At 57.1% G+C, this 24,648-nt stretch carries 27 protein-coding genes; 2 read left to right on the top strand and 25 right to left on the bottom strand.

The window, feature by feature from the left end; all coding sequences use genetic code 11:
- Window positions 1-41: 41 nt before the first annotated feature.
- Together fcl and gmd are read right to left on the bottom strand one after the other, a co-directional pair.
- Complete coding sequence (gene fcl / locus A7X77_RS00175) at window positions 42-995, bottom strand: GDP-L-fucose synthase (protein WP_064681038.1); 954 nt, start codon at window positions 993-995, stop codon at window positions 42-44.
- On the bottom strand, window positions 996-2,057 hold the full coding sequence (gene gmd / locus A7X77_RS00180; RefSeq protein ID WP_064681039.1) for a GDP-mannose 4,6-dehydratase: 1,062 nt from the start codon (window positions 2,055-2,057) through the stop codon (window positions 996-998).
- 180 nt (window positions 2,058-2,237) lie between these two features.
- On the opposite strand from gmd, the gene rfbB reads away from it, so the two are divergent.
- Window positions 2,238-3,293, top strand: a complete 1,056-nt coding sequence (rfbB, locus tag A7X77_RS00185) for a dTDP-glucose 4,6-dehydratase (protein ID WP_064681040.1) — start codon at window positions 2,238-2,240, stop codon at window positions 3,291-3,293.
- A 39-nt stretch (window positions 3,294-3,332) separates the two neighbouring features.
- On the opposite strand, the gene A7X77_RS00190 is transcribed toward rfbB, so the two are convergent.
- The 21 genes from A7X77_RS00190 to rfbA all read right to left on the bottom strand — a co-directional run bounded on the left by A7X77_RS00190 (window position 3,333) and on the right by rfbA (window position 22,146).
- Entirely contained in the window at window positions 3,333-4,304 is a 972-nt protein-coding gene (locus A7X77_RS00190; protein ID WP_064681041.1) for a hypothetical protein, read from the bottom strand.
- Window positions 4,301-5,113: a class I SAM-dependent methyltransferase gene (locus A7X77_RS00195; protein ID WP_064681042.1), complete on the bottom strand. Its 813-nt coding sequence runs from the start codon at window positions 5,111-5,113 to the stop codon at window positions 4,301-4,303. The genes A7X77_RS00190 and A7X77_RS00195 overlap by 4 nt, the downstream gene beginning before the upstream one ends.
- Window positions 5,113-6,246, bottom strand: coding sequence for a CgeB family protein (locus A7X77_RS00200; RefSeq protein ID WP_064681043.1), 1,134 nt, complete (start codon window positions 6,244-6,246; stop codon window positions 5,113-5,115). Before A7X77_RS00200 ends, A7X77_RS00195 begins: the two co-directional genes overlap by 1 nt.
- Before the next feature lie 11 nt (window positions 6,247-6,257).
- Window positions 6,258-7,133, bottom strand: a complete 876-nt coding sequence (locus A7X77_RS00205; protein ID WP_245293693.1) for a class I SAM-dependent methyltransferase — start codon at window positions 7,131-7,133, stop codon at window positions 6,258-6,260.
- Window positions 7,134-7,261: 128 nt separating this feature from the next.
- The gene (locus A7X77_RS00210; RefSeq protein WP_064681045.1) at window positions 7,262-8,140 is read right to left on the bottom strand and encodes a glycosyltransferase family 2 protein; all 879 of its coding nucleotides are present in this window, start codon (window positions 8,138-8,140) and stop codon (window positions 7,262-7,264) included.
- A 3-nt stretch (window positions 8,141-8,143) separates the two neighbouring features.
- Window positions 8,144-9,058 (bottom strand): TIGR04325 family methyltransferase, encoded by a 915-nt coding sequence (locus tag A7X77_RS00215; protein ID WP_064681046.1) that lies wholly within the window; start codon window positions 9,056-9,058, stop codon window positions 8,144-8,146.
- Window positions 9,055-9,921, bottom strand: coding sequence for a hypothetical protein (locus A7X77_RS00220; protein WP_064681047.1), 867 nt, complete (start codon window positions 9,919-9,921; stop codon window positions 9,055-9,057). Before A7X77_RS00220 ends, A7X77_RS00215 begins: the two co-directional genes overlap by 4 nt.
- Complete coding sequence (locus A7X77_RS00225; RefSeq protein ID WP_064681048.1) at window positions 9,906-10,538, bottom strand: PIG-L deacetylase family protein; 633 nt, start codon at window positions 10,536-10,538, stop codon at window positions 9,906-9,908. The genes A7X77_RS00220 and A7X77_RS00225 overlap by 16 nt, the downstream gene beginning before the upstream one ends.
- Window positions 10,535-11,236: a WbqC family protein gene (locus tag A7X77_RS00230; protein WP_064681049.1), complete on the bottom strand. Its 702-nt coding sequence runs from the start codon at window positions 11,234-11,236 to the stop codon at window positions 10,535-10,537. The genes A7X77_RS00225 and A7X77_RS00230 overlap by 4 nt, the downstream gene beginning before the upstream one ends.
- The gene (locus tag A7X77_RS00235; RefSeq protein ID WP_064681050.1) at window positions 11,233-12,198 is read right to left on the bottom strand and encodes a PseG/SpsG family protein; all 966 of its coding nucleotides are present in this window, start codon (window positions 12,196-12,198) and stop codon (window positions 11,233-11,235) included. The genes A7X77_RS00230 and A7X77_RS00235 overlap by 4 nt, the downstream gene beginning before the upstream one ends.
- Window positions 12,180-12,827 carry a cytidylyltransferase domain-containing protein gene (locus A7X77_RS00240; RefSeq protein WP_245293699.1) on the bottom strand — a complete coding sequence of 216 codons (648 nt, stop codon included), beginning with the start codon at window positions 12,825-12,827 and terminating at the stop codon, window positions 12,180-12,182. The genes A7X77_RS00235 and A7X77_RS00240 overlap by 19 nt, the downstream gene beginning before the upstream one ends.
- A 26-nt stretch (window positions 12,828-12,853) precedes the next feature.
- Window positions 12,854-13,870: an N-acetylneuraminate synthase family protein gene (locus A7X77_RS00245; protein ID WP_064681052.1), complete on the bottom strand. Its 1,017-nt coding sequence runs from the start codon at window positions 13,868-13,870 to the stop codon at window positions 12,854-12,856.
- A gap of 73 nt (window positions 13,871-13,943) precedes the next feature.
- Window positions 13,944-15,014 (bottom strand): radical SAM/SPASM domain-containing protein, encoded by a 1,071-nt coding sequence (locus tag A7X77_RS00250; RefSeq protein ID WP_064681053.1) that lies wholly within the window; start codon window positions 15,012-15,014, stop codon window positions 13,944-13,946.
- Between the two features lies 1 nt (window position 15,015).
- A complete protein-coding gene (locus A7X77_RS00255; RefSeq protein ID WP_064681054.1) occupies window positions 15,016-15,861 on the bottom strand; it encodes an NAD-dependent epimerase/dehydratase family protein in 846 nt (281 codons plus the stop codon).
- Window positions 15,854-16,567: a nucleotidyltransferase family protein gene (locus tag A7X77_RS00260; RefSeq protein WP_064681055.1), complete on the bottom strand. Its 714-nt coding sequence runs from the start codon at window positions 16,565-16,567 to the stop codon at window positions 15,854-15,856. The genes A7X77_RS00255 and A7X77_RS00260 overlap by 8 nt, the downstream gene beginning before the upstream one ends.
- On the bottom strand, window positions 16,560-17,540 hold the full coding sequence (locus A7X77_RS00265; RefSeq protein ID WP_064681056.1) for an NAD-dependent 4,6-dehydratase LegB: 981 nt from the start codon (window positions 17,538-17,540) through the stop codon (window positions 16,560-16,562). Before A7X77_RS00265 ends, A7X77_RS00260 begins: the two co-directional genes overlap by 8 nt.
- On the bottom strand, window positions 17,537-18,856 hold the full coding sequence (locus tag A7X77_RS00270; protein WP_064681057.1) for an ABC transporter ATP-binding protein: 1,320 nt from the start codon (window positions 18,854-18,856) through the stop codon (window positions 17,537-17,539). Before A7X77_RS00270 ends, A7X77_RS00265 begins: the two co-directional genes overlap by 4 nt.
- On the bottom strand, window positions 18,856-19,731 hold the full coding sequence (locus A7X77_RS00275) for an ABC transporter permease (RefSeq protein WP_064681058.1): 876 nt from the start codon (window positions 19,729-19,731) through the stop codon (window positions 18,856-18,858). The genes A7X77_RS00270 and A7X77_RS00275 overlap by 1 nt, the downstream gene beginning before the upstream one ends.
- A complete protein-coding gene (locus A7X77_RS00280; protein ID WP_064681059.1) occupies window positions 19,728-20,834 on the bottom strand; it encodes a DegT/DnrJ/EryC1/StrS family aminotransferase in 1,107 nt (368 codons plus the stop codon). The genes A7X77_RS00275 and A7X77_RS00280 overlap by 4 nt, the downstream gene beginning before the upstream one ends.
- Before the next feature lies 1 nt (window position 20,835).
- Complete coding sequence (locus A7X77_RS00285) at window positions 20,836-21,210, bottom strand: sugar 3,4-ketoisomerase (protein ID WP_064681060.1); 375 nt, start codon at window positions 21,208-21,210, stop codon at window positions 20,836-20,838.
- A gap of 24 nt (window positions 21,211-21,234) precedes the next feature.
- Window positions 21,235-22,146, bottom strand: coding sequence for a glucose-1-phosphate thymidylyltransferase RfbA (gene rfbA / locus A7X77_RS00290; protein WP_064681061.1), 912 nt, complete (start codon window positions 22,144-22,146; stop codon window positions 21,235-21,237).
- Between the two features lie 249 nt (window positions 22,147-22,395).
- Here rfbA and A7X77_RS00295 point away from each other — a divergent pair, with 249 nt between their 5' ends.
- The gene (locus tag A7X77_RS00295) at window positions 22,396-23,184 is read left to right on the top strand and encodes a glycosyltransferase family 2 protein (protein WP_064681062.1); all 789 of its coding nucleotides are present in this window, start codon (window positions 22,396-22,398) and stop codon (window positions 23,182-23,184) included.
- Window positions 23,185-23,225: 41 nt separating this feature from the next.
- On the opposite strand, the gene A7X77_RS00300 is transcribed toward A7X77_RS00295, so the two are convergent.
- Window positions 23,226-24,026 (bottom strand): anti-sigma factor family protein, encoded by an 801-nt coding sequence (locus A7X77_RS00300; RefSeq protein ID WP_064681063.1) that lies wholly within the window; start codon window positions 24,024-24,026, stop codon window positions 23,226-23,228.
- Window positions 24,023-24,628 carry an RNA polymerase sigma factor gene (locus A7X77_RS00305; protein ID WP_064681064.1) on the bottom strand — a complete coding sequence of 202 codons (606 nt, stop codon included), beginning with the start codon at window positions 24,626-24,628 and terminating at the stop codon, window positions 24,023-24,025. Before A7X77_RS00305 ends, A7X77_RS00300 begins: the two co-directional genes overlap by 4 nt.
- Between the last annotated feature and the right edge of the window lie 20 nt (window positions 24,629-24,648).

Here is a 24,648-nt window from a genome sequence, read left to right on the forward strand (position 1 = left end):
GGGACCTCATCATAGTCGACTAAATCTGAACGGCTCGACCGCTATTGTCGCACCGCGCCGGCGTTGCCCTCGAACTGCAGAAACCAGTCATACACGGCGCGGATGCCGTCTTCCAGCGAGATACGGGGCTTCCAGCCCATGCTCTTCAGCTTGTCTGTGCTCATCAGCTTGCGCGGCGTACCGTCCGGCTTGGAGAGGTCGTGGGCGATTGTTCCTTCATAACCGACAACGCGGCAAACCAAGCGCGCCAGTTCGACGATTTCGATATCCTCTCCCGAACCGACATTGACATGTTGCGCGTCGGAATAATTTCTCAGCAGGAAAACGAGCGCATCCGCACAATCGTCGACGTGAAGAAATTCCCGTCGCGGCGTTCCGGTTCCCCAGATGGTAATCTCGGGCGCCCCTGTCACCTTTGCGACGTGGGCTTTGCGAATGAGCGCGGGCAGGACGTGACTGGATTGCAGATCGAAATTATCGCCCGGACCATAAAGATTGGTGGGCATGGCAGAAATATAATCGCGCCCGTGCTGCTTGCGGTAGGCTTCCGCCAGCTTGATGCCGGCAATCTTGGCGACGGCATACCATTCGTTGGTCGGCTCGAGCGGGCCGGTCAGAAGCGCATCTTCCGAAATCGGCTGCGGCGCAAATTTCGGATAAATGCAGCTCGACCCCAGAAACAGAAGCCTGTCGACGCCGCTGCGGTGCGCGGCCTCGAAGATATTGGCCTCGATGATCAGATTGTCGTAGAGAAAATCGGCCGGAAAGGTGTCGTTTGCAAGAATACCGCCAACTTTCGCAGCGGCGAGGATGATCGCATCCGGTCTGTTGGTCTGGACGAATCTTTCGACTTCGTCCTGCCGCTTCAGATCAAGCTCCTGCCGTGTTGCCGTAACGACAGTGCAATTTTCTGAGTGAAGCCTGCGCACAAGGGCGCTGCCGACCATACCCCGATGACCGGCCACCCAGATTTTCTTGTTCGACAAGTCGGACACTCAGCTATCTTTCCTGCTGTTCAGGGCCTTCCAGTGCTTGATATCTTCACGCACCATTTCGGCGGCGAGTTCGCGAACCGGCGTCTTGTGGTGCCAGCCCAAATTCTGACGTGCTTTGGTCGGATCGCCAAGCAAAAGGTCGACTTCCGTCGGACGAAAATACCGAGGATCGATTTCGACGAGGCATTGGCCGGAGGCAGCATCATAGCCCTTCTCCTCAACGCCGGATCCCTTCCATTCCAAAGCAATGCCGACGTCGGCAAAGGCCCACTGGACGAACTGGCGCACGCTGGTCGTCTCGCCCGTCGCCAATACGTAGTCCTCCGGCTTGTCCTGCTGCAGCATCAGCCACATGCCTTCGACATATTCGCGCGCGTGACCCCAGTCGCGCTTGGCGTCGAGATTGCCGAGGAAGAGCTTATCCTGGAGGCCGAGATGGATGGCAGCCACCGCCATCGTGATCTTGCGGGTGACGAAGGTTTCGCCGCGAAGCGGGCTTTCGTGGTTGAATAGAATGCCATTGGACGCATGCATGCCGTAGGCCTCGCGATAATTCACGACGATCCAATAGGCATAGAGCTTGGCGGCGGCATAGGGAGAGCGCGGATAAAACGGCGTCTTCTCGTTCTGCGGCACTTGCTGCACAAGACCGTAGAGCTCCGATGTCGATGCCTGATAGAACCGGGTCCTTTTCTCAAGACCCAGGATACGGATCGCCTCAAGCAGCCTCAGCGTCCCGATGCCATCGGCATCCGCCGTATATTCAGGCGTTTCGAAACTGACGCCAACATGGCTTTGTGCGGCAAGGTTGTAAATTTCGTCAGGCTGCGTCTGCTGCACGATTCGCAGCAGATTGGTCGAGTCGATCATATCGCCATAATGGAGGATGAAGCGCGGATGGGCTTCATGCGGATCCTGATAGATGTGCTCGATACGGCCGGTGTTAAAAGATGAGGATCGCCGCTTGATGCCGTGCACCGTGTAGCCTTTGCTCAGAAGCAATTCGGCCAGATAGGCACCATCCTGACCAGTCACCCCGGTGATAAGCGCAGTTTTTGTCATTTTTCACGTCGTCTTTCGATGCAATCCTTGGGATGTGTTTATGGAAACGACCGAACGAGCGCAACCCCCATATAACCGCGCCCGCTCAAGTGAAATCAGCATTGTGGATCTCTGCGGTTGACGCAGGACCGGCGCGGTGAGACAGAGCATCACACATTGTCTGATCTCCAAGGAGGAAAAATGATCCTGGTGACAGGAGGAGCTGGTTTCATCGGCGCGAACTTCGTGCTCGATTGGCTTGCGCTTCAGGATGAACCGGTCCTCAACTTGGATGTGCTGACCTATGCCGGCAATCTGGAAAATCTCACCTCTGTCTGGAGCGATCCGCGCCATCTCTTCGTCAAAGGCAGCATCGCGGACTACGATCTCGTCGAGGAACTGCTCCGCTCCCATCGTCCGCGTGCAATCCTCAACTTCGCCGCCGAAAGTCACGTCGACCGATCGATCCACGGACCTGAAGAATTTATCCAGACGAATATCGTCGGCACGTTTCGCCTGCTGGAGGCGACCCGCGGATTTCTTGCCGCACAGGATGAAGCCTTCCGCGCCAGCTTTCGTTTTCTCCATGTATCGACGGACGAAGTCTACGGCTCGCTGGCTCCGACCGAGGCCGCTTTCAGCGAACAGCGCAAATATGAGCCCAACAGCCCCTATTCCGCCAGCAAGGCGGCCAGCGATCATCTGGTCCGCGCCTATCATCACACCTATGGCCTGCCTGTTCTGACGACGAACTGTTCGAACAACTACGGCCCCTATCACTTTCCCGAAAAGCTTATTCCCCTGGTCATTCATAATGCCCTCTCGGGCAAACAGATTCCGATCTACGGAGACGGAATGCAGGTGCGCGACTGGCTGTTCGTGAAAGATCATTGCAGCGCGATCCGACGCGTTCTGGAAAATGGAAAAGTCGGCGAAACCTACAATGTCGGCGGCAGGAACGAACTGACGAACCTCTCGGTTGTCAATACGCTCTGCGAGATCCTCGATGAATTGAGACCCCTGCCGGACGGAGCAAGCTACAAGTCCCAGATCGCCTTTGTGCGGGACCGGCCCGGTCATGATCGCCGTTACGCCATCGATGCTGATAAAATCGAGCGCGACCTGGACTGGCGCCCGAGTGAGACGTTCGAGACAGGCATTCGCAAGACTGTCGAATGGTATCTCGCCAACGAAGCCTGGGTAAAAAACGTGACAAGCGGCAGCTACCGCCAGTGGATCGACCGTCAGTACCAATAACGGGTTGGAGGAGGCGGGGCTCCCGCCGAGAGCGTGACGTCAATACCTGATGAAATGGTGCAGGAAGCGCTTGACCGGCAAGGGTACATGACGCTGCACCCATCTGCGCGCCAGCACCAGGGCTACGGGGCGAAGGCCACCGGAAAAGCCAGGGGAAATCGTCCTGATCTCGTGCAGGGCCTGCATCAGCGCACGCTCGTAAGCCACGTAGACAGCGTCCGGCTCCGCGCGAACGTTGGTGTAGAACGTCGACAGCCGGCTGAACACGCCATTGGCCAGCAACTGGAACTGGTGGAAGTGATAAAAGATCAAAGGTGAACCATCGACCTCGATCCGGCCGGATGCGTCCTGCGTAAAATGCGACTTCTCGTAATTCCAAGGAGCAACCCCAGCGCCGGGATGCTCGATGATATGGCAATTCGGATAGAGATCCGGCCATTCGTCCAAATATTTCTGGTCGCCCATTTTGCCGTCTTCGAGACGATAATAGCACCATTCGATGCACTGCTCGCGCCAGCGTGCAAGGCAGCGCATTCCCTCTTCATCGCGACGGAAACTCACCCATTCCACACAGAAACGGCCGTTCACCTCCCTGTTCTGCAGCCGCGGGGCAAAACGATGCTCGATAATCGCGATGGAATTATCGCCGATTTCGTCGAGAATTGGACGGATCGGCGAATAGAACAGCAGATCGGAATCGAGATAGGTGATGAAGTCGATTTCGGGATGGTGCTCCAGCACGAAGGTCGGCAGGCACGGCGACAAGGTCCAGCAATATTCAGCGACGCCACGCGATTTCTTGGCTTCCAGGAGTTCCGGCGTCTCCAGATCGGCAAGTGCAATGCAGGTGATGTAGGACCGCTTGGAGGCGGTCAGTATCTCCTGCGTTTCCTGGTCCATGCAAAGCACAAAAACATGCGCGTCGGGACACCACTGGACGAGACTCTCCATCATGGCCAGCCCCTTGATGAGATAGCCGCTGTCGAAAAGGGTACAGAAGTAGTTCGTCATGATCGGGATTGTTTCCTGCACAAATAGGTGCGACTTGCATTGCCCTTGCCGCTGTCACGCGGGTCCACGTTCTCACTCAGCGTGAAGGTCGCCAGGACTTCCAGGCCATGAACTCGAAACATGTCCAATAGCTGGGGCTCGGAAAAATGGATCTCTATGGTCTCGACGCCATAGGCTTGTTTGCGGAAATACTTCGTCGGCTCGCCATAAACAACAGGCGTGCGGTGAAAAATGACGTAATCCTTGGCAACGCGGGCGCTCTCGGCGATCGCCGCTTCATAATCGGGAATATGCAGCAGGCAACATCCCGAGACGACGACATCGAAGGTATCATCCGGATAGCTGAGCCGCGTTGCATCCTCCACATCGAATGACAGTCCCGGGTAGGTGCTGCGCGCCATAGCAATGAAAGCATCCGAATAATCGCAGCCGCGATACCGCAACGGCAAGCCATTCACATCAAGCACTTCAGAATAATATCCGCTGGAACAACCGATTTCGAGCAGCGAGCCATTCGCCGGGAGATTGTCGATCTTGCGCAATGCGGCGGTAAAAACATCGAATACGTCGATGGAGGCGCCGCCGCGATATTCCTTCAGCTGGCGCTCGACGAGGGCTCTCTGACGGGCGGGTAGATCGCTCGCCTTCCAGGATGCGGCAAGGCGCGAACTTTCGCTGTCTCGACGAGCCGCATCTATCTCGACATAGCGAGACGATACGGATGTCGCAGGCAACAGCCGGTCACGCAATCGCTTTAGCTGGCTCTTCACTCCCGGGAAGCGATTGACTGCCGCGCGCAGAAACGACATCAACCCTGTTCCTCCAGATGTCGCTCGAGGATCGGCATCAATTCTTCCATTCTCGACTTGTAGGTGTGGTCCTTCAACGTCCTTGCCTGACCAGCCTTTGCGATCGCGTCGGCCTCGTCGGGGTGGTTTATATAGTAGCGGACGAGCTCTGCCGCTTCCTCAGGACTGGAATAGGCAACCACCTCCGTGCCGACGTCGAAAATCTCACCGAGATTATCTTTCCTGTCGGTTATGAGCAGCGATCCGACCCCGGTCGCCTCATAGAGCCGCATATTATTGGCATTGTTTTCGGCGACATTGATATGCCGGTTGACGGTGATCCGGCTGCGGGCCAGAGCGCGGTACATATCCGGGCCCCAGACTTCGCCATTGTGGCGTTTGCGAATCGGAGAGGAGCGGGGCAGCGTCGTGGCGCCGTAGCCGAAAAACTGTATCGGCGTGGTATCGGCCAGGTGTTCGAGCAGCGGGATCGCCTTGCCGTGATGCCGGCTTATGCCGCCGACAAAGCTTACCGGCACATCGCGCGGGACATCACCGAGAATATCGAGCACCCGGGTATCGAAGCCGATTCTGAAATATTCGGATTTGATCCCCATCTCGTGAAAACGCGGCACGAAATGCGGGAAGGATGTCAGGATGAGATCATAGGGCCGCAGAAAGCCGTCCGGGGGCAGCGGACAAGCGATCTGGCCGACAATCAAAGGCACCGTCTTTTTTAACTCAATCAACGCATGCGGCGGGAAAAAGCTGAGATCCTGACAGTAGAGGACCTCCGGCTTAAATGCTCGGACCCGCGCCATTGCGACCTCGAGCAAGCCAGGCAGCGCGGCAAGGCGCGCGCCGACATAAGGCAATCTGAAAAATCGATGCGGCAACTTCATTGCCCACGGGCTGAACGGCTCGTTGTTCTCCCGCGCCCAGGCCGATTGCAGCGGAACACAATTGCCGATGATATCAATGACTTCGCAGCCGAGATCTTTCAGGTGGCGCGAATAGAAATCCGACGTGCCGAACGCAGCCTCAAGCAGGGCGTCCGTCTGCCTTTTGGAAGAGGCCGACCTCAAATCCCGGTTGCGGCGATAGTGCATCGCCAAAAATCGGGAATAATAAGTGTCGAATACGGCAATCCGCATGAGGCTGAATCCTAGTTCCTTGTCGCTGAGAGACGAAGTTCTACCAGGAGGCTATCGCCCTGTCCCATCGCATCCAGAGTCCGGTTGACAAACCCCATCATGACGCCGGCAAGCCGCGCGCTGCGCGAAGCCGCGACGTTGCGAAGCTTTCGAACAAAGCTCGGCGGCTTCTGGGAACTGCCGCTTTCCGACCAGGTATTGGAGGCCTTGCCTTCCTGTCGCTGTTCCTGAGAGGTTCTCAGCTGGAGGACTGACCACAAATTCGGCGTGATCGTTCGGATGCGCTCGACATCGTAACCGGATTTTCGCGCCAGCAACGCAAAGGACGTTCGGTTGAAGTGATTCTGATGGTAGGGAATGTGCCAGTTTATCCACCGTTGCTTCCAGACTTTACGATGAAAGGAACCGGTATTCGGGAAAGCCAAGATGACGCGTCCGTCTTTATTCAGCCGGTCCTTCAGGGCCGCCAGCATCGCAAGCGGATCGGGCACATGTTCGATGACTTGGTTGAGGACGATCAGATCGAATTTCTGATCGGCAAACGGCACGTCATAGATGTTGCCGATATGAACGCGTAAGCCATATTTTTCGGCGATCGTACGAACGTTCGGATCAGCCTCGACACCCCAGCATTCCACGCCGAGCTTGCGCATCTCCAGAAGAGAGAGACACGAGCCGCAGCCGATATCCAGTACCTTCTGCCCCGGCTTGGCAAGATAATGTCCCTGGTTGTCAGTACCGGCAACCCACCGGCGGAAGCCGGCGAGAGGTTTCTCGACGAGAGCGGCCTCTCTTTCGAGAGCATCGAAGTCGATCTCCCGGCGGGGATAGTAATTGCTGTAGAGCGCCGGCAGATCTTCTTCGGTCAGCCGTGGCGCCGTCGACATGTGACCACAGGAAACGCACCGGTCTATGGAGTAGACGCCCGGGCAACCGTATCGATCATCGCTGATGCGCTCGATAAAGGTTCGCATCGTCGATCCGCACGCGATGCACTGCTGATGCTGGCCGCCGCTCATATCGTTCCTTCCTTTCGTTTCGCCAATGACCTCCACGTTGAAAACGCGCGGCTGCAGGAGAAATAGGCCATACGGATCGGCGCAGTCATGCGTTGCACCGGAGACCCGACAAGCGAGTAAAAAATAAGACGCTGAAACACGTTGTGCGCCGAACGCCTGCCAAACAACCGCTTTCGCCAGGAAAGGCTGGACGCGTCGTTTCCATATACCGGAGGCGAATAGACGATTGCCTTGCTGCTGACAACCAAAGGAATCCCCGCACGCGCGAAGCGCATGGCGATTTCGTAGTCAGCCATGTAGTGCGGCAGAAGGCGCGGGCGCATGCCGCCATATTTCCGGAACAGGTGCGCCGGATAGAGCGTTCCTCGACCACTCAATGCATCGACACTATATTGGCTGGCGGGCGACCGCTTTTCCTTTTCGCTCAATTCCGAGAGCAGATCCCAGACGGCAAGCCGATTGATGTTGACCTTGGCCCCAATACTGACAAGAGGCGGATCCCGCCCCTCTTCATGGATGACGCTTCCAACCGCGGCTCCGCCGTTTTCTTTGGATGCCTGCACCAGGGCTTCAACAAAATTGCCGTCGAACCAGGTATCATTGTTGAGGAACAGAACATAGTCGTCCGGCTGGCAGGCAGGAAGCACATGTTTCAATCCTTCCTCGATGGCGCCGCCCCACCAGAGATTGCCGTCCCCCCGGATTTCAATCACATCGCTCTGCGATTGCAGGTACCCTGCGGTTCCATCGGTCGAGCCGTCGTTGACGATGACAATCGTCAAGGCGTCAGAGATGGTCTGCCCCCTCAGCGCTTCCAACACCTTTCGGGTATGTTCAAGGCGATTGAAAACAGGGATAATGACGTTCACGCGCATTCGCTAGATTTCCAGCTTCTCAAGAAACCAGCCAACATACGGCCATTCGTGCTGCCGAGGGGCTGGTGTAACGCCAATGCCCCAACGCTTCAATTCTTGCAAGGGCGGCGGCGTCACGAAGCCAAATGTTCCAGTTGGCTGGAAACGATCCACAACCTCATAATCATGTTTTGCAAAGCTGCTCTGCATTTCATCCGCGTTCAGGAACCATACCGGGTAGCTCGCGCTGTAGATCCACGCCGGCACATGCTGCACAAAGGGTGCGGCTGCGACGTCGGACTGCGCGGCGGTCCTGTCGATCAGTATGAACTTGACACCTCTCGACAGAATATCCTCGAGATATTCATGAGGATTTTGAAGATATTGAAGGACACCGGAGAGCAGAACGACAGTGGGCTTCACACGATCGATCGCCTCATCGAGGCTGTCGGAAAAGCTCAATTGCTGGTCTTCGAATTCCGCTCGGCCGGCGCTCACAAAATGTGGCTGCTCGACAACGCACCATTTCAGTTCCGCAAGATGCGCCAACGCCGATCGGTGTTGGAAATAGGAACTTCCCAGTGCGCCGCCAAAATCCACCACCCTCAAACGAAGATCGGACCGAGATGCGGCATAGAGAAGCCAGGCAAGCAACGGGTGCGAGTAACTTCTCTCCGTGAAGACTACGGTGTCTCGCTCGTAGGCGGCACGGCCCTGAACAACTGCGCGTGTCGCCTCAAGAACCTTGGTGAAGATCGTCGGCGCATCATATCCGTCGGAGGCAGCCACGGCCGAGCGCCAATCATTGTGAGGTCCGTCGAAATAGACGTTATGACGCCGAAATTCGCTCCAGGTGTCCTGTTCACGGGCCTGCGGCGATTCCCGCGTCATCTCAAGCAAACAATGAATGCCCGGCAGCGAAAAATTGATGCGCTTCATTTCTCGAACCAGGCTTGGAAAGGCCGCCGGTCAAATTCGTCCAGTGCTCCACCGGGTGTGGAATTGACGATGCGAATACCATTTGCTTTCGCGATATTTGCGATGGCTCGATATTGCCGCCACAGTCGCGCCAGCGCTTGAAAGTCGTCGTGACGGTTCGTATTCAAGGTGCCGTCGGCATTTGCGGTGCTATCCTTGCCCTTTTGCACCCTGAGATCGAACGCGTATTGGTAGCTCGATGACAGGAAATGATCGTGGTCGACGCCGAGCAGGACGATCTCTTTGAAACCGAGATACATGGCTATCATCAAGGCCATCACCGGCACCGACTCGACACGTGGCACCGGGCGAGAGATATCGACGATTTCCTTTGACGACCGATCGTCGAAGCTGCCGCCCAGCACGAGATATCGAACCGTTCGGCCTGCAAAAAGATCGTGTTTCCGAACGAGCTCCGCTTCGGTGGAGCTGAGGAACAGTTCCGCAGCTCCGAGGTGTGAATGCATTTCTTCAAACCAGCGGATGACGTCTTCCGGCGTCATCAATCCGTAGGTAATCTGCGGTACACAATGATAGCGAGGTTGGAACGCGTCAAAATCGGAATGCAAATAGCCGTTGGAAACGGTCACAACGTTTTCGCCCTGAAGCCGCGATAGATCCAAGCCCTTGACGCTCGGTCCATTCCCCAAAACAAAGCAGCGCTGGCCCGCATGCAGGCCGGCGAGCTGTCTATTTCCTGCCAGGGATTTCGCAACATCAGAAGAGAAGCTCTGACGATTACTCAGTCTGCGCCTCAGCTCATGCACACCATATGGAAGCAGCATGGAGCCAAAGGTCAAAACCTTTCTCAAGGCTGCAACCACTTCACCACCTCGAAGACTTCGGCGTATTTAACACCGATGCGCTGGCCGGCGTTCTCGGCTTCATTGCGGAAGAAGCTCACCCATTTCCGTCCTGTGCGCTCCATTTCGGATTCATGGGCAAGGATCGCTCTTTCCTTCTGATCCCAATGGGAGGTGATGTCGACGTAGAAATTCCCGCGGAAATCGACCGTCGAATGATACCAGTTGCTGCGATACATCAGAAGGCGCGGCACATGGCGGCAGCTGTGCAGCGACGCCCTCGACAAGGCAAGATGGTCGTGGTGAATGTCTCCGACCCAGTGGGTGTAGACCATGTCGATCTTCAGATCCTGCACGAGCTTCAGGATCTCGATATTCAGCGGATCGACGAATTCGATCTGCAGCGTCTTGAACTCGCCGCAAAACATCTTGTGGACCCCGAGAATTTCCATTGCGGCATCCGCTTCGGCTCTGGCGACCTGGCTGCTGCGCACGGACTGGTCATACTGGTTGGAAAAGCCGGATACGGTTGCGACATAGACGTAAACCGTGTCGCCGTTTGCCGCATGGCGTGCCAATGCACCGCCACAGCCGAGCTCCACGTCGTCAAAATGGGCACCGATCGCGAGAATATTCATTTGCAACTCCAGAGCAGGTCACGCGTGCCTGCAATACCACAATTCAGCAGTGTGTCGAGGATACTGAGATAGGGCATGAATTCGCCGAACGGCTGTGGATAAACCGGGTGGACGAAATGTTGCCATTCGATTTCGATCCCGGCTGCCTCGAACAGCTCCGGCTGCATATAGCCGCGCGCGCCGAGACCTGAGAGATAGCGTGTTGCTCCCACCTTGCGCAGCAGTTCGATAAGCAATTCGTTCTTCTGCCCCTCCGGGCTTAAGGTGCTCGACCGGACTGTCGGCATCGTGATTTCAAGCATATCCAGGATGCCATCGAGGAAATGCATGTTGAAATCGGCCAGCAGATCGAACCGCTTGCCGTAGAGAGCCTCGATACGCGGAAAAACCTCACTCCAACCGGCGGACTTCCGATAGTTTTCACGAAGCAGGGAAAGATTCTGGTCGATCCAACCGCTGCTCGGCGCCAATTCCACCTCGTTGATCGGCGTGCCCAAACTCGGCTTCCTGATTCCGACGGTGAGCCACCGATCGCCCTGCGCCGTCTTTATTTTGTCGCGATGCGTCCAGCTTTTGCTCGTGCCATGGACGAATTGAACGTGATCCAGAACGATGTAGAGGTCGGCGTTGAGGAACCGCTGAAAAAAGCCGAGATATGATGCGAAGTCCGGCTGATGAATAACCGCTGTAATGGTCATGCAGCCAATCTTTCCAGCAAATCGGCGACGCGACCGACCCCGCCGAGGTCGATCTTGGTCATGGCGGTCTCGCTCATGCTCCTGATGGGAATCGGCTTTTCCAGGATACCGAGATCGAATGCCGAGTGATGTCCGGCGAAGAATGCTGCCCCCAATTGTTCAAGAGCCCGGCCGACCGGGATTTCAAAAGGTTCATTGGCGATCACCACGCAGGGCAGGCCGGCCGCACAGGCTTCGAAGGGCGTAACGCCGCCGCCGGTAATGGCCAGATCGTGCCGATACATCTCTGCCGCAAGCGACGGCACCTGGCTCAGCAGTTTGAACCGGTCCGGCGCGGCTGTCGAGACGGCCTCTTCAAGCTCCGCCATGTGCTGAAAGCTCGGGCCTGTGACGATGGTGACCGGAAAAGCCTTGCTGCTCAGCCATTTGGCGACGCGGACCGTGACGCCATAGGTATCGGCGCCCCCGAGCGTGACGAGGATCGATGCAAGGCCTTGCCGAACTCTGCGATATCTCGCAATTTCAGGGTCGAGTATCATGTACTCCACCCCCAGCCTCACATCCTTGCCCCTCAGATCCTCCGTCTTTTCGAAAAGGAGAGCGCAGATGTTGACGTCGGCGAGTTCCGCGCCGTCGCCGCGATCATCAAAAGTGACGAGCTTGGCGCCCAAGCCCTTGATCGTTTCGCTGTGAGATCGCCGCGTATTCAGACGGTCATTGATCCAGATCGGTGACGGACCGGCGGGGTCTATGAGACCCTCCTCCCATCCCGTGACGGCGGCGAGATCGTAAAGCACGACGTCGAAGCCGCGCTCTCGGATGATTCTCAGTGAATTCGGATGATCGTTCGCCAGGAAACGGACCGAATGACCGCGCGAACGCAGTTCGGCGGCGAGCGTCAGCGACCGAAACAGATGCCCCATGCCGCGGGCATGCGAACTCTCTATGCAGAAAACGAACATAGCCTGATCGCTTCCTCTGTCCCAAGCCAGGTCGCACCCGCCTGCGCGGCGAGCGCACAGGCACGTCGCCAGTCTTCCTCGGTATCCACCGTCAGGCGCAGGTTCGGAGAGGCTTTGGCAGCGGGAATATCGAGCTGGCCGATCTTGAAGAGCTCGGGCCGATCGGTGAAGTATTCGTTCACATGTTCGCGATGGTGCGGCAGCTTTCCTTCGCGATGACTGCGCGACAGGGCTTCAAAGGTAAATATCTCGGCGCCGACGCCAATCGGTAACTGGCCGAATGCGTGCGTGTAGTCAAATCCCTGCTTCTGGTGCAGATCGATCAGTCTCTCCAGCTCCTCGATATCGGTGAACGGATTATCGGCGGTCAATCGCACGATATCCGACATCCCAAGCAACCTTGCACATTCGAAATAGCGATCGAGAACATCGGCTTCGTCGCCGCGAAAGCAGTTTACGCCGTGCTCGAGGCACCAAGTTTCGATAACATCGTTCTCGCCGGCCGATGATGTCGCGACGACAATTTTGGCCGGCCGCTTCAACATCTGAAGCCTGCCAAGAACATGTCCGAGAAGGGGCCTTCCAGAAATGTCGCGAAGGACTTTTCCCGGCAGCCGCGTCGATCCCATCCGCGCCTGGATGATGATTCCAAGCGTCACGCCAGATCGCCCCACTGCAGGACAGCGTCGCCGTCGAGATCCCTGATCACCCGTCGCCCGGCGAGAGTTTCGAGATGCTTTGGCTCGATCCCCGTTCCCGGCCGCTTAACCGAGATGTCGCCGGCGGAGATGACATCACCGGCTTTGAGCGGTCGATTGAGAACGACGCTCTTGCGGTTGTTCAGCCTGGTGGTCGCTTCGCTTGCAGCCGGCTCCTTGCGGCCACTGCCTTTCATGATCTCGAACGCGCGTATCGCATCCACAAGCCATTTCATCTCCGCTGGATCAGCCGAAAGCATATGATCGGGACCGTCGGCGGCCTTGTCGTAGGTGAAATGCCGCTCGATGACGCGGGCCCCCATTGCGACCGCACAAAGGCTTGCGACAGGGTTCAATGTATGGTCGGAATAGCCAACGTCGAGATCCGGGAACGCCTCCATCATCGTTTGCATTGCGCCCAGGTTCACATTTTCCGGATGCGTGGGATAGCTTGTGATGGCATGCAGCAGAATGAGCTTGTCGTTGCCCGCTTCCTTGATTGCTGCGACGGATTCCCGAACTTCTTCGAGCGTCGACATGCCCGTTGACAGGATGATCGGCTTGCCCGTTCTTGCCAGATAGCGGAGAAAGGGGATGTTGACCGCATCGTCCGAACCCACCTTGTGGGCGCCAACTCCGCACCTCTCAAGCAGATCGACATCGGTTTCGTGGGACGGCGACGAAAACCAGTCCAGCCCATGCTCCTCCGCATAGCGGAAAACCGCTTCATGAAGCTCGTGTCCGATTTCATATTTGCGGAAGAGTTCGAATTGCGAAGTAACGCCGGTGTTTTCCATATCGAACATGGCATTGCGGCTCGACAGCGTCTCCGCCCGATAGGTCTGTAGCTTGACGGCATCCACTCCCGCCGCCTTTGCCTCGTCGATCAGGCGCTTTGCCTGATCAAGCGTCGTGAAGTTGCCGCCGATCTCGGCTATGATATAGCAGCGATCAGGCCGGTAGTTGCGGAACATTCGTCACTCCCTGTAATTCACGAGCGGCAAAATTAGCTGGCGCCCTGGTGGATGCCCCGGCCCAATCTGCCGCCTATCGCCCGATTTCCTGGTTCCGGTCGACGTAATTCCGGACAATGACCTGTCTGCCGCAAATCTGTGCGGTTTCGTCGTTGGTCTCTCTCGGCAGGTAGCACCTGCGGCAGACCTCGCTCTTCAGGAAGCCCTGCGGTTCCTTGTGCAGAGCACGGACGGCGTTCATTTTTTCCCCGTGCCAGATCTGATGCACGGTTTCGGTGTTCGCGTCGCCGATAACCTCGCGATTCTCTTCGTCGTTCGAGCACTTCATGACCAAGCCGTCGGCACCGATCACCAAACGCTGGTATTGCTGCGGGCAAGTGAAGTTGTCGAGATAGGCGATGTCTGAATCATTGCCGAGGTAATCGATCAGCGGATTGAAGGCGACCAGATCCACGTGGGGCGCGAAGGTCTCGTAATAGAGATCAGGGTTTTCCCGGATTGCCGGCCAGATGCCCTGCACCTTGATAACAGGACGGTGCAGGCCGCGCTCGTCCTTGTACTTCTTTATGTCCTTGATCTTGTCGAGCAGGGCTTCGAACTTGATCGGCTTGCGTATCTTCTCGTAGGTCTCACCGGTGCCGTCGATTGAGACGGTGATCCAGTCGATGCCGGCGTCGACGAGCTGAGCGAAATAGTCTCTGTTGAGCTTGAAGCCGTGCGTGAGGGTGGAGACTTCCTTAATGCCGTGGTCCTTGGCATAGCGCACGCAGTCGGCGAAGCGCTTGTGCAGGGTGGCTTCGCCGCGCAGCGACAGACGGATGGCGGGAACCTTGCCGCCGATCTCGTCGATGATGCGGCAGTAGAGGTCCCAGTCCATCCGGGTGGTGTTGACGTTCTTCTTGAACTCGTCGCTGATCGTATAGCACATCGGGCAGCGCAGATTGCAGATCGACGCCAACTCGAGATCGACCAGCAGCGGATAATCCGAAACCTGCTGATTCAGGGCATATTCCGACCACTTGCGACGGTAATCCGCGTATTCGGCTTCCCAACCCTCGCCACGGTATCTATCGAACGCGGCTTCGCGCTCGTCCGTGTCCATCGAGTAGTTGCCTTTGTTGATCGGAACGTAACGCTCGTTCAATTTACGACTCCTTCATCAGTTCGCGGATTCCGGCCGGCAGATCCCATTCCGGCCGCCATCCAAGAACAGCGCGAGCCCTTGTAATATCGGCCCGCACGTCAGGTATTTCATTCCGCCGAACGGCGCAAGATGACACTACAGGTAGAGCAGTGCCGGCGGCCTCTTGCAAGATATCGATTATTTCCTGCACCGAATACGACCTGCCGGAGCCGATATTGATGCAGTGGTAACCTTCCGGCACGTCCATGGCCTTGGCGAAGGCGCTCAGGACATCGTCAACGAAGACGTAGTCCCGCCGCGGACTGAGGTCCATGACCTCTATGTCCTGCTTCGCCCGTATCCGGTTCAGAAGTGTCGGTATCAGGAACTCCGGGCGCTGCCCATCCCCATATATATTGAAAAGGCGCAATACCACGACCGGTATTTGCTCATGTGTGGCAGCGAACTCACAGAGTTGTTCGGCAAGATGCTTGGAAAGCGCATAAGGGTTATTCGGCCTGACCGGATCGCTTTCCTGGATCGGCAGTCGCTCCGGCACTCCGTATACATAGGCGCTTGCGAATACGAGCTTGGCCTTGTGCCGCTTGCACCAGTTCAGAGCATGCTGCGTACCGAGAACATTGGCGGCCATGAAGCTCGGGCCTTGCGCCCAACTGTCGGGAACGAATGTCCTGCCTGCCAGATGAAACAGCGTGCCGGCAGCGGGAAGCTCCTGCCACATTCCCTCTTCGCTTATGTCACCATGTGTCCGGTCAAGCGCAAGCACATGGACGCCGGCCTGTTTAAGCCGCTCAACCAGACGCTTCCCGAGAAAGCCGCCAGCACCGGTGACGATGGCATCAACCATTCAAGAACCTGGACTGCATGGTTTCGAACTGCTCGATCGCCAAGGCATAATCGTCAGGGCGTCCGATATCGAGCCAATAGCCCGCAAAATCGCGAACAGTGGCCGGCTTTCCGGCCGCCAGAAGATCGAGCATCAACTGGTCAAAGCCGTAGGCGCCCCGCTGCGGTATGTGTTCGACGGCCCCCGACGACACCATATAGACGCCCATGCTGACCTTATACTCGGCCGTCGGCTTCTCTCGAAAGCCGGTCAGCAGCCCGCTCTCGCCGGTGTCGAGAACGCCGTAATCGATGCGATGCTGGCGTGTCTTGGACGAAATCGTGAATATATTCCCGTCGCGGACATGCGCGTCATGAAAATCGGCATAGTTCAGGTCCGTGAGAATATCCCCGTTCATGACAAGGAAATTCTCCGGCAGATCCTTGATCAGCCGCAGCGGTCCCATTGTCCCAAGCGGCTCGTCCTCGAGCGAATAATCGATGCGCACGCCCCATTTGTCGCCATCCTGGAAAAACGCCTTGATCAGCTCGGCCTGATGGTTGACGGCAAGCGTTATGTGCTGAAAGCCACCTGCTATCAGCTGACGGATAATGACCTCGAGAATGGGATAATCGCCGATCGGCATCAGCGGCTTTGGAAGCACGACGGTGTAAGGCCGCAGCCGCGTTCCCATTCCGCCCGCCAGAATGACCGCACGTCTAGACATTGAAGATATCCGCCTTGTATCTCGCCAGATTCTGCGGCTGGCGCAGCCATTCAACAGTGGCCTTCAGACCTTCTTCCAAGCTGTAGCGGGGCGAAAATCCCGTCAGAGACTTGATCAGGCTGTTGTCGCAGCACAAGCGTTCAACTTCACTATTTGCCGGACGCAACCGCTGTTCGTCGCATTCGATCTCCACGCTGACGCCGATGATGTCGGCGATCAGCCGAACGGTATCGCCGATCGATATCTCGCCGCCGGAGCCGATATTGACCGTCTGCCCGACGGCTTCGTCGCAAGCAGCGAGGGCGAGAAAGCCGTCACACGTATCCTGAACGAAGTTGAAATCCCGCGTGGGTGAGAGCGCGCCAAGTTTCAGCGTCGTCCGTCCACTCAGAAGCTGTGAGATCACCGTGGGAATAACTGCTCTCGCCGATTGTCTCGGGCCGTACGTGTTGAAAGGCCGTGCGATCGTCACCGGCAGATCGAAGCTCGAATGATAGCTGTAAGCGATCGCATCGGCGCCGATTTTGGACGCCGAATAGGGCGACTGCGCCTGCAGCGGATGGCTTTCGCTGATCGGCACAAAACGCGCCGTGCCGTAGACTTCGCTCGTCGAGGTCTGGATCACTCTTCCGACGCCGGCATCGAGGGCGCCTTGGAGGACGTTCAGCGTCCCATGCACATTGGTATCGATATAGCTTGATGGAGCCTGGTAGGAATAGGGAATTGCGATCAAGGCGGCAAGGTGAAAGATCGTGTCGACGCCTTTGGCGACGGAGCGCATCTGGGCTGGATCGCGGACGTCTCCGAGGATCACCTCGAACTTGCCGCGGTATTCGGACTGATCGAGCCAGCCCCAGCTGGAAAAAGAATTGTACTGGCAGAGTGCGCGGACTTCCACGCCCGATCTTACCAGCGTCTCCACAAGATGAGAGCCGATGAACCCATCTGCTCCGGTGACAAGCGCCTTCTTCATTTCAAAACACCTTCAGAATCGCGCTGGAAGACCTTCTCAACCTCCCAAGGCAATTGTATCGCCGAAATCGACGGCTTCCGTTGTTGACCGAGCATCTGGATAATTCCGACATTATCTTCCACATCAAACCGAATACCCTCGGCGACGGAATATATCGAGAACCGGCTCGATATGCCGAGTCGCAGGTAGAAGGTGCCCGTGTTGAGGAGAAACCCGGGAAACCTGACGCGGGCTCTATAGTAGCCGGCCGGCCGGGTCTCCAAACGCCCAATGTCGAGCTCGGGATCGGAAAGGCTGACGAGGGGGGTATAGCCATCCTCCATCATGATCTGCATCCCGACCGAAAGGCCGGAAAGAGGCTCCCTTAACTCGTACTCGACCTCGACGGAGAATCCCTTCGACAGTTCCAGCGTTCCCGAAACCTCGTCCTTCTCGTTCAAGACTGCGACACGGCATATGACCGCCTTCCCATCGACGTCCTCGGGATTGACCGCGTAAGTCGCCGTGCCGCCGAATTCAGGGCGATCGAGATAGGCTTTTATCACATCTGCAGTATCGCCCATTGCCGCGACCTTGCCATCGGCCATCAAGATCGACTTCGGGCAGATGCTGCTTATCGCGGTCATATTGTGGCTGACGAAGATGATCGTTCGGCCAGCCTTCGTCACTTCCTGCATGCGGCCCATACATTTGTTCTGGAAGTTGACGTCGCCGACAGCCAGGACCTCGTCGACCAGGAGAATTTCCGGCTCAAGATGCGCCGCGACGGAGAAAGCCAGACGAACGTACATTCCAGAGGAATATCGCTTCACCGGCGTGTCGATAAATTCACCGATCTCGGCAAATTCGACGATCTCCTCGAATTTAGATCTGACCTCCGCACGACTCATGCCAAGGATGGCGCCGTTGAGATAGACGTTCTCTCGACCGGTGAGCTCTGGATGAAATCCGGTGCCAACCTCAAGCAGGCTGGCGATTCTGCCCCGTATACCGATGAAACCCGAGTTGGGCATGGTGATACGTGACATTACCTTCAGCAGCGTGGATTTTCCGGCGCCGTTCCTGCCGATAATTCCGACGATCTCGCCGTGCCCGACCTCGAAGGAAACATCATCAAGCGCATAGAAGATGTCGCCCTTCAGCCGCGCCTGTCTGCCCCGGTCAGACGTAAAGTCTGATACCGAAACATTCGGGTCGGGAAGATTGCGCCACTTCGCCCACCAACTCTGAAGATCACGATAAAGAGTGCCGTGATTGATCACGCCGAGACGATATAGCTTGCTGACATGCTCAGCTCGAATAACGACATCGTTCATCAGACAGTATCCATCGCGTTGGCTTCCGCACGCGAGAAAAGTGCCAGGCCGCAAAAGGTGATCGCAACGGTCACTGCCAGATTGGCAAAATAGAGACCGACCGGCAAAGCAGAAACGTCAAATAGCGCCCAGCGAAAGGTCTGAACCGGCATCGTCATTGGATTAAGATAATAGAACCAATGATATCGTTCAGGGATTTGGCTGAATGGATATACGATCGGAGTCGCATACATCCAGAGCTGCGTCATAAATCCGACGGCGTAGACGAGATCGCGGAAACGAACCGTGAGGGCAGACACGACGAGCCCGGCGCCCACACCCAGCACCGCAATGTAGAGCAATATCAGTGGCGTCAAAAACAGAAACCGATAGCTCAATGCCAGGTCGGGATACGCGAACTTGATGCCGAAGGCGACTATCAGCAACAGCAGGAACTGGATCGCAAACGCAACAAGGCCGCTCATCGCGACGGATAGCGGCACCACAAGCCTGGGGAAATAAACCTTTCCGAAAAGATTGGCATTCTTGGAGAATACTTCGGAATTATTGGTCAGGCACGCAGCAAAGTAACTCCAGATGATCGTGCCCGACATGTAGAACAAGAAAGGCGGAAGGCCATCCGTGGAAAGATTGGCTATCTTTCCGAACACGACATAATAGGTCATGGCCGTCAATGACGGTTGAATGATGTACCAGGCCGGCCCCAAAACGGTTTGCTTGTAGAATGTCGTGAAATCCCGCTTGAAGAACATCCAGATGAGATCGCGATAGCGCCAGACAAGCCTAAGATCCGGCGCGCTGCCCTTCGATGGCTTGATAATGATATCCCAATCTTCCTCGTGTGCGGAGGCCGATCGCTTCAGGTGCTCTGTCATGCCGCCAACTTCAGCTTTTCCGGGAGCGTGGCAAGCAACCTGCAGACGCGCTCGATTTCGTCGTTGCTATGCCCCGCCGATATAGGCAGGCTGAGCTCGGTGGCATGCAGTTCATCGGCAATCGGATAATCGCCGGAAAGAATGCCTTGCATCGCCTTCTGCCGATGCGGCGGTATCGGATAATGCACCTCGGTCTTGACTCCGTTATCGAGCAGCCATTGGCGCAATTCGTCGCGGGCCGGGTGACGTATCCCGAAAATATGAAATACGTCGTACTCGGCAGATCGACGAAGCGGTTGCGCGAGCCATTTCGGCAGGTTGGCAAAATAGATATCGGCCAATGCCCGCTTATGTGCAGTTACCTGCTCGAGGTGCCGCAGTTTGACCCGCAGGAATGCCGCCTGCATTTCATCAAGCCTGGAATTCACGCCGACATAGACGTTTTCGTACTTTTTCTTCGAACCATAATTGCGCATATGCCTGAGGCGATCGGCGAACGCATCATCGTCCGTGACGATCGCGCCGGCATCTCCCAGAGCACCAAGGTTCTTGGTCGGATAGAAACTGAAGCAGCCGGCAATTCCAAAGGTCCCCGTCAGCTTGCCGTCATAGCGTGCGCCGTGAGACTGGGCGCAATCCTCGATCACCTGCAAGCCATGCTCGCGCGCAAATGCTGTAATCTCCGTCATCCGGCAGGCCTTGCCGAAAAGATGCGTCACACATATTGCCCGCGTGTTGCGTGTCAGCGCCGCGGGAAGGCGCTCCGGATCAATGTCGAACGTTTCGCGTTCCGGCTCTACCAGAACGGGTTTGTGGCCGGCGCGAAGAATTGCCAGTATGGTGGCTATATAGGTGTTGGAGGCAACCATTATTTCGCTGCCCTTCGCCAGGTCGAGCGCTTCGATCGACAGGATCAGCGCATCCAGGCCATTGGCCACGCTGATGCAATGTTTGCTTTCGGCAAAGGCAGCGAATTCAGCTTCGAATGAGGAGACCTCATTCCCAAGTATGTACCAACCGGAGCGAATGACGCGGGATGCAACCGCCTCCAACTCTTCCATCAGCGCGCGGTTGGCCTGCGCAAGGCTTTCATACTCAATCATCTCAGGGCCGTTCATAGGGGGTGTCGATGTAGTCGTCCTTATCGTACCCGTGAGAGGCAAAAACGAGCAGGATCGAACCGGGACCGAAGGTCATTTCGTGCCAGTCCCTTGGCTCTACCAGCAGGCACTGGTCCGGTGACGACAAGGTGATCTCTTCCCTGGCTTTTCCATCGTCCATCAAAACCATCACGCTTCCCGAAATCGCCACCAACGCCTGCCGGGTCCGGTGATGACGATGGCCGCCGCGTGTATATCCGTCGGCACCATAGATCCAGAAGCTCCGGACGACCGGAAATGGCAATATTCCGTCCATGACGGTCAGCACGCCTCGTGCGTCGGACATCGTCTTTAACGTAAGCAGGGTAAAAGCAGACAATATTGGTTTTCCAGTTTTGCGGGTTCAGCCGGGCGGGAAATGCGGAGCTGGTTCCCTCACCAGGCTGATGAGGTATCGACCGTAAGAGCTCTTTTCAAGTGGAGCGGCCAGCCTTAGCAACTGCTCGGCATCGATGTATTCCAAATGAAAGGCGATTTCTTCGGGGCAGGCAATCTTCAGTCCCTGGCGCCGCTCTATGGTGGCAATGAACTGGCTGGCTTCAAGGAGTGAATCGTGCGTCCCCGTATCAAGCCAGGCGTGCCCTCTTCCGAGGACGGCAACGTTCAGCCTGCCGGCCGACAAATAATGCCGATTGATATCGGTAATTTCGGTTTCACCGCGCGGCGATGGCTTCAAACCGGCAGCAATGTCAACCACGTCATTGTCGTAGAAATATAAACCCGTCACCGCATATGAAGAGCGGGGCCTGGATGGCTTTTCCTCCAGGCTGAGGACTTTGCCCTGACCGTCAAATTCCACCACCCCATACCGTTCGGGATCGTGGACTTTATATGCGAAGATCGTCGCTTCGTCCGATCTCGCGCAGGCCGCGGATAAATCGTGGGTCAGGAGGTTTCCGTAAAAGATATTGTCTCCCAGCACGAGGGCGGTTGCCTCTCGCCCGATGAATTCGCTGCCGATCGAGAATGCCTGGGGAATTCCGTCTGGCGCGGCCTGCACGGCATATTGAAGATTCAATCCCCATTGGGCGCCATCACCCAGCAGCTGTTCAAACCGTGGGGTGTCCTGAGGCGTCGAGATAATCAGGATATCCCGGATACCTGCAAGCATCAGCGTTGACAGCGGATAGTAGATCATCGGCTTGTCAAAAACCGGAAGGAGTTGCTTCGAAATGGCGAGGGTCGCGGGATGGAGCCGAGTGCCTGAGCCACCGGCGAGCAATATACCTTTGCGCAGCTTATTCTTCGAAGACAAGAGACCTCCTGCAACTGGTAAATCGCGCGCACCCACGAGCCATCGTGATGGTGATCGCTGTTTGACACTGCTCACTACAGATAGATCGATCGGCATGCAATGCACTTACCGAGACGGGAAACAGCCTAATCGCGCATCAATCCAGCATTGGTCGAAGATAATCTGCAGTACTGGATTGCGACGCCGCCATTCCGTCTGCTACGGGTTGGCGATTTCGCCCCTTAGAATGTGAGCAAGACACCCGTCAAAATGGCTGCAGACACTGCCGATCCACGCCCTCCCCGGATAAGCCTCATCACTGTTTGCTGGAACGCCGAGCGGACCATTGCCGATACGTTGCGATCCATCGACGCTCAGAGCTACCGCAATTTCGAGCACATCATCATCGACGGTGGCTCGAGCGATTCCACACTCGCGATCATCGCTTCGGCGCCGGCGGAGAACCGCCGCGTACTTTCGGGACGAGACGGTGGCATCTATGAGGCCATGAACAAGGGGATTGGTCTTGCGAGCGGCGACATTATCGGCTTCTTGAATGCGGATGACACCTTCGAGAGCAGCGTCTCTCTCGATACCGTGGCCGCCGCGCTGGAAGACGAGGCATATGACGGCTGCTACGGCGATCTCATCTATGTTTCCAACCAGAATACCGATCGCAAAGTCCGCTATTGGAAATCCTGTGCGTTCGAACCCGGTTCCTTTGGACGCGGTTGGTGCCCGCCGCATCCGACATTCTACGTCCGGCGTCGCATCTATGACCGGTTTGGGACGTTTGATCTGCGCTATCGATTGGCAGCCGACGTCGAGCTTATGATGCGATTCTTGGAAGTCGCGCGCATCAGAACCATTTATATCCCCCACGTGTTGGTCAGGATGCGCTTGGGGGGCGCCACAAACAAAAACGTCCAGAACATATCGCGTCAGAACAAGGAAGTGTTGCGCGCGCTTGCCGACCACGGCTTCAGGGTCTCAACCCCTCTATTCTGGGCATCGAAGCTTGTGAACCGCCTCGGCCAGTTCCTCACCCGAAATCGATAGCAGGCGCATCAAGTCAGGTTTGACGCAGGGCCAATCGCTGGTCAGGCAGCCACCCTGCCGCGCAGCCCATCAGCAATCGCTGCCATCCTGTCGGCCGCCGCATGGCCGATCAGCATGAAGGCGTGCCTCCCGTTCGACCAGTAGACGACGTTCATGCCTTTGCGGCTTTCGAGGTCCGGCGCTTTGGGGCCGGCATCGGACCGGACGATGCAAAGCGCCATGGGCCCGGTTTCAGGGTCGAGATAGCCGATCTGGGCGAGCGGTTTGCCGTCATATTGCAGCAGCAGAGCGCGTTTGAAATCGACGCCCGGAAGCGAAACGGCTTCGGGAGAGAGCGATAGGCCGAGTTTGTCGTCGAGGGGGGCGAGCTGGGCAGCCTGAGACTCCCTGGCCGGCGTCGGGCCGGCCAGCGTTTCCGCGGTATAGAGCGAGATATACTCGGCGACCACGGCGCGCCACTCGCTGCTTTCGTCCTTTGTCGAAAAGCCTCTGCCAAGACCGAGGACGGCGCGATCGATGGCGATGCCGGCGACGAGCGAAGCGGCGAGCGCGGCGAGGAAGCGGCGGCGGCTGGCAGCGGGCGCCGAGGCGGCTTTTGCATCCTCCCGCGCAGGGATGGCTTCGAGCATTCTTTCCAGTTTTTCGCGCGGCGCTTCCTGCAGCAGCGACGCAAAGGCCTGCTCGAACGGCAGGCTGGCGCGCGCCAGCAACTCCAGTCGTTCGGCAACGCGCTCGTCTTCCTTCACAATGGCCTCGATGCGGACGGCATCTTCGGCCGTCAGTTCGCCATCGATGAAGGCGGTCAGTTCCTCGTCGGAGGGAGTGGTGTATTTCGTATTCATTGCCGTCCCCCTTCCCGCTCTTCGCCGGAGAGCTTGGCGCGGGCTGCCGCCAGCCGGCTCATCACGGTGCCGATCGGGATATCCAGTATGCCTGCAACCTCGCGATAGGAAAGTCCTTCGACATAGGCGAGGAAAACCACCGTTCTCTGCGCCTCGGGCAGGGCATTCACCCGTTTCAGCACCTGCCCCGCCATCACATGCGTCTCGGTATCATGCGCGCCGTCGAAGATCAGCGCGTTCCCCGCATCGACGAAGCCCTGGCCCTGGCGCACCCGGCGCGAGCGGATTTCGTTCAGCCAGATCGAATGCAGGATCGAAAACAGCCAGCGGTCGAGCCGGGTGCCGGGGACGAATTGATCGGCGCGCTCCAGCGCGCGAAGGCAGGTTGCCTGCACCAGGTCGTCGGCGACATCGCGCTGATGCGAGAGAACAAGACCATAACGCCAGAGCCTTGCCAGATTTTCCGTCAGGCCGCTCCTGATATCCGCTGCGCTGGCGATGGCCGCCTCCGACGATCCTGTATTTTTCGGGACCGCCGGATGAACCGGCGATTCCGTTCTTGCGCGACTATAGGCAGGAAATGAGGCGCGCGCGACCGACATTCTCACATGCCTTTCTGGTT

The organism is Rhizobium bangladeshense, from assembly GCF_001662075.1.
Lineage (GTDB): Bacteria > Pseudomonadota > Alphaproteobacteria > Rhizobiales > Rhizobiaceae > Rhizobium > Rhizobium bangladeshense_B.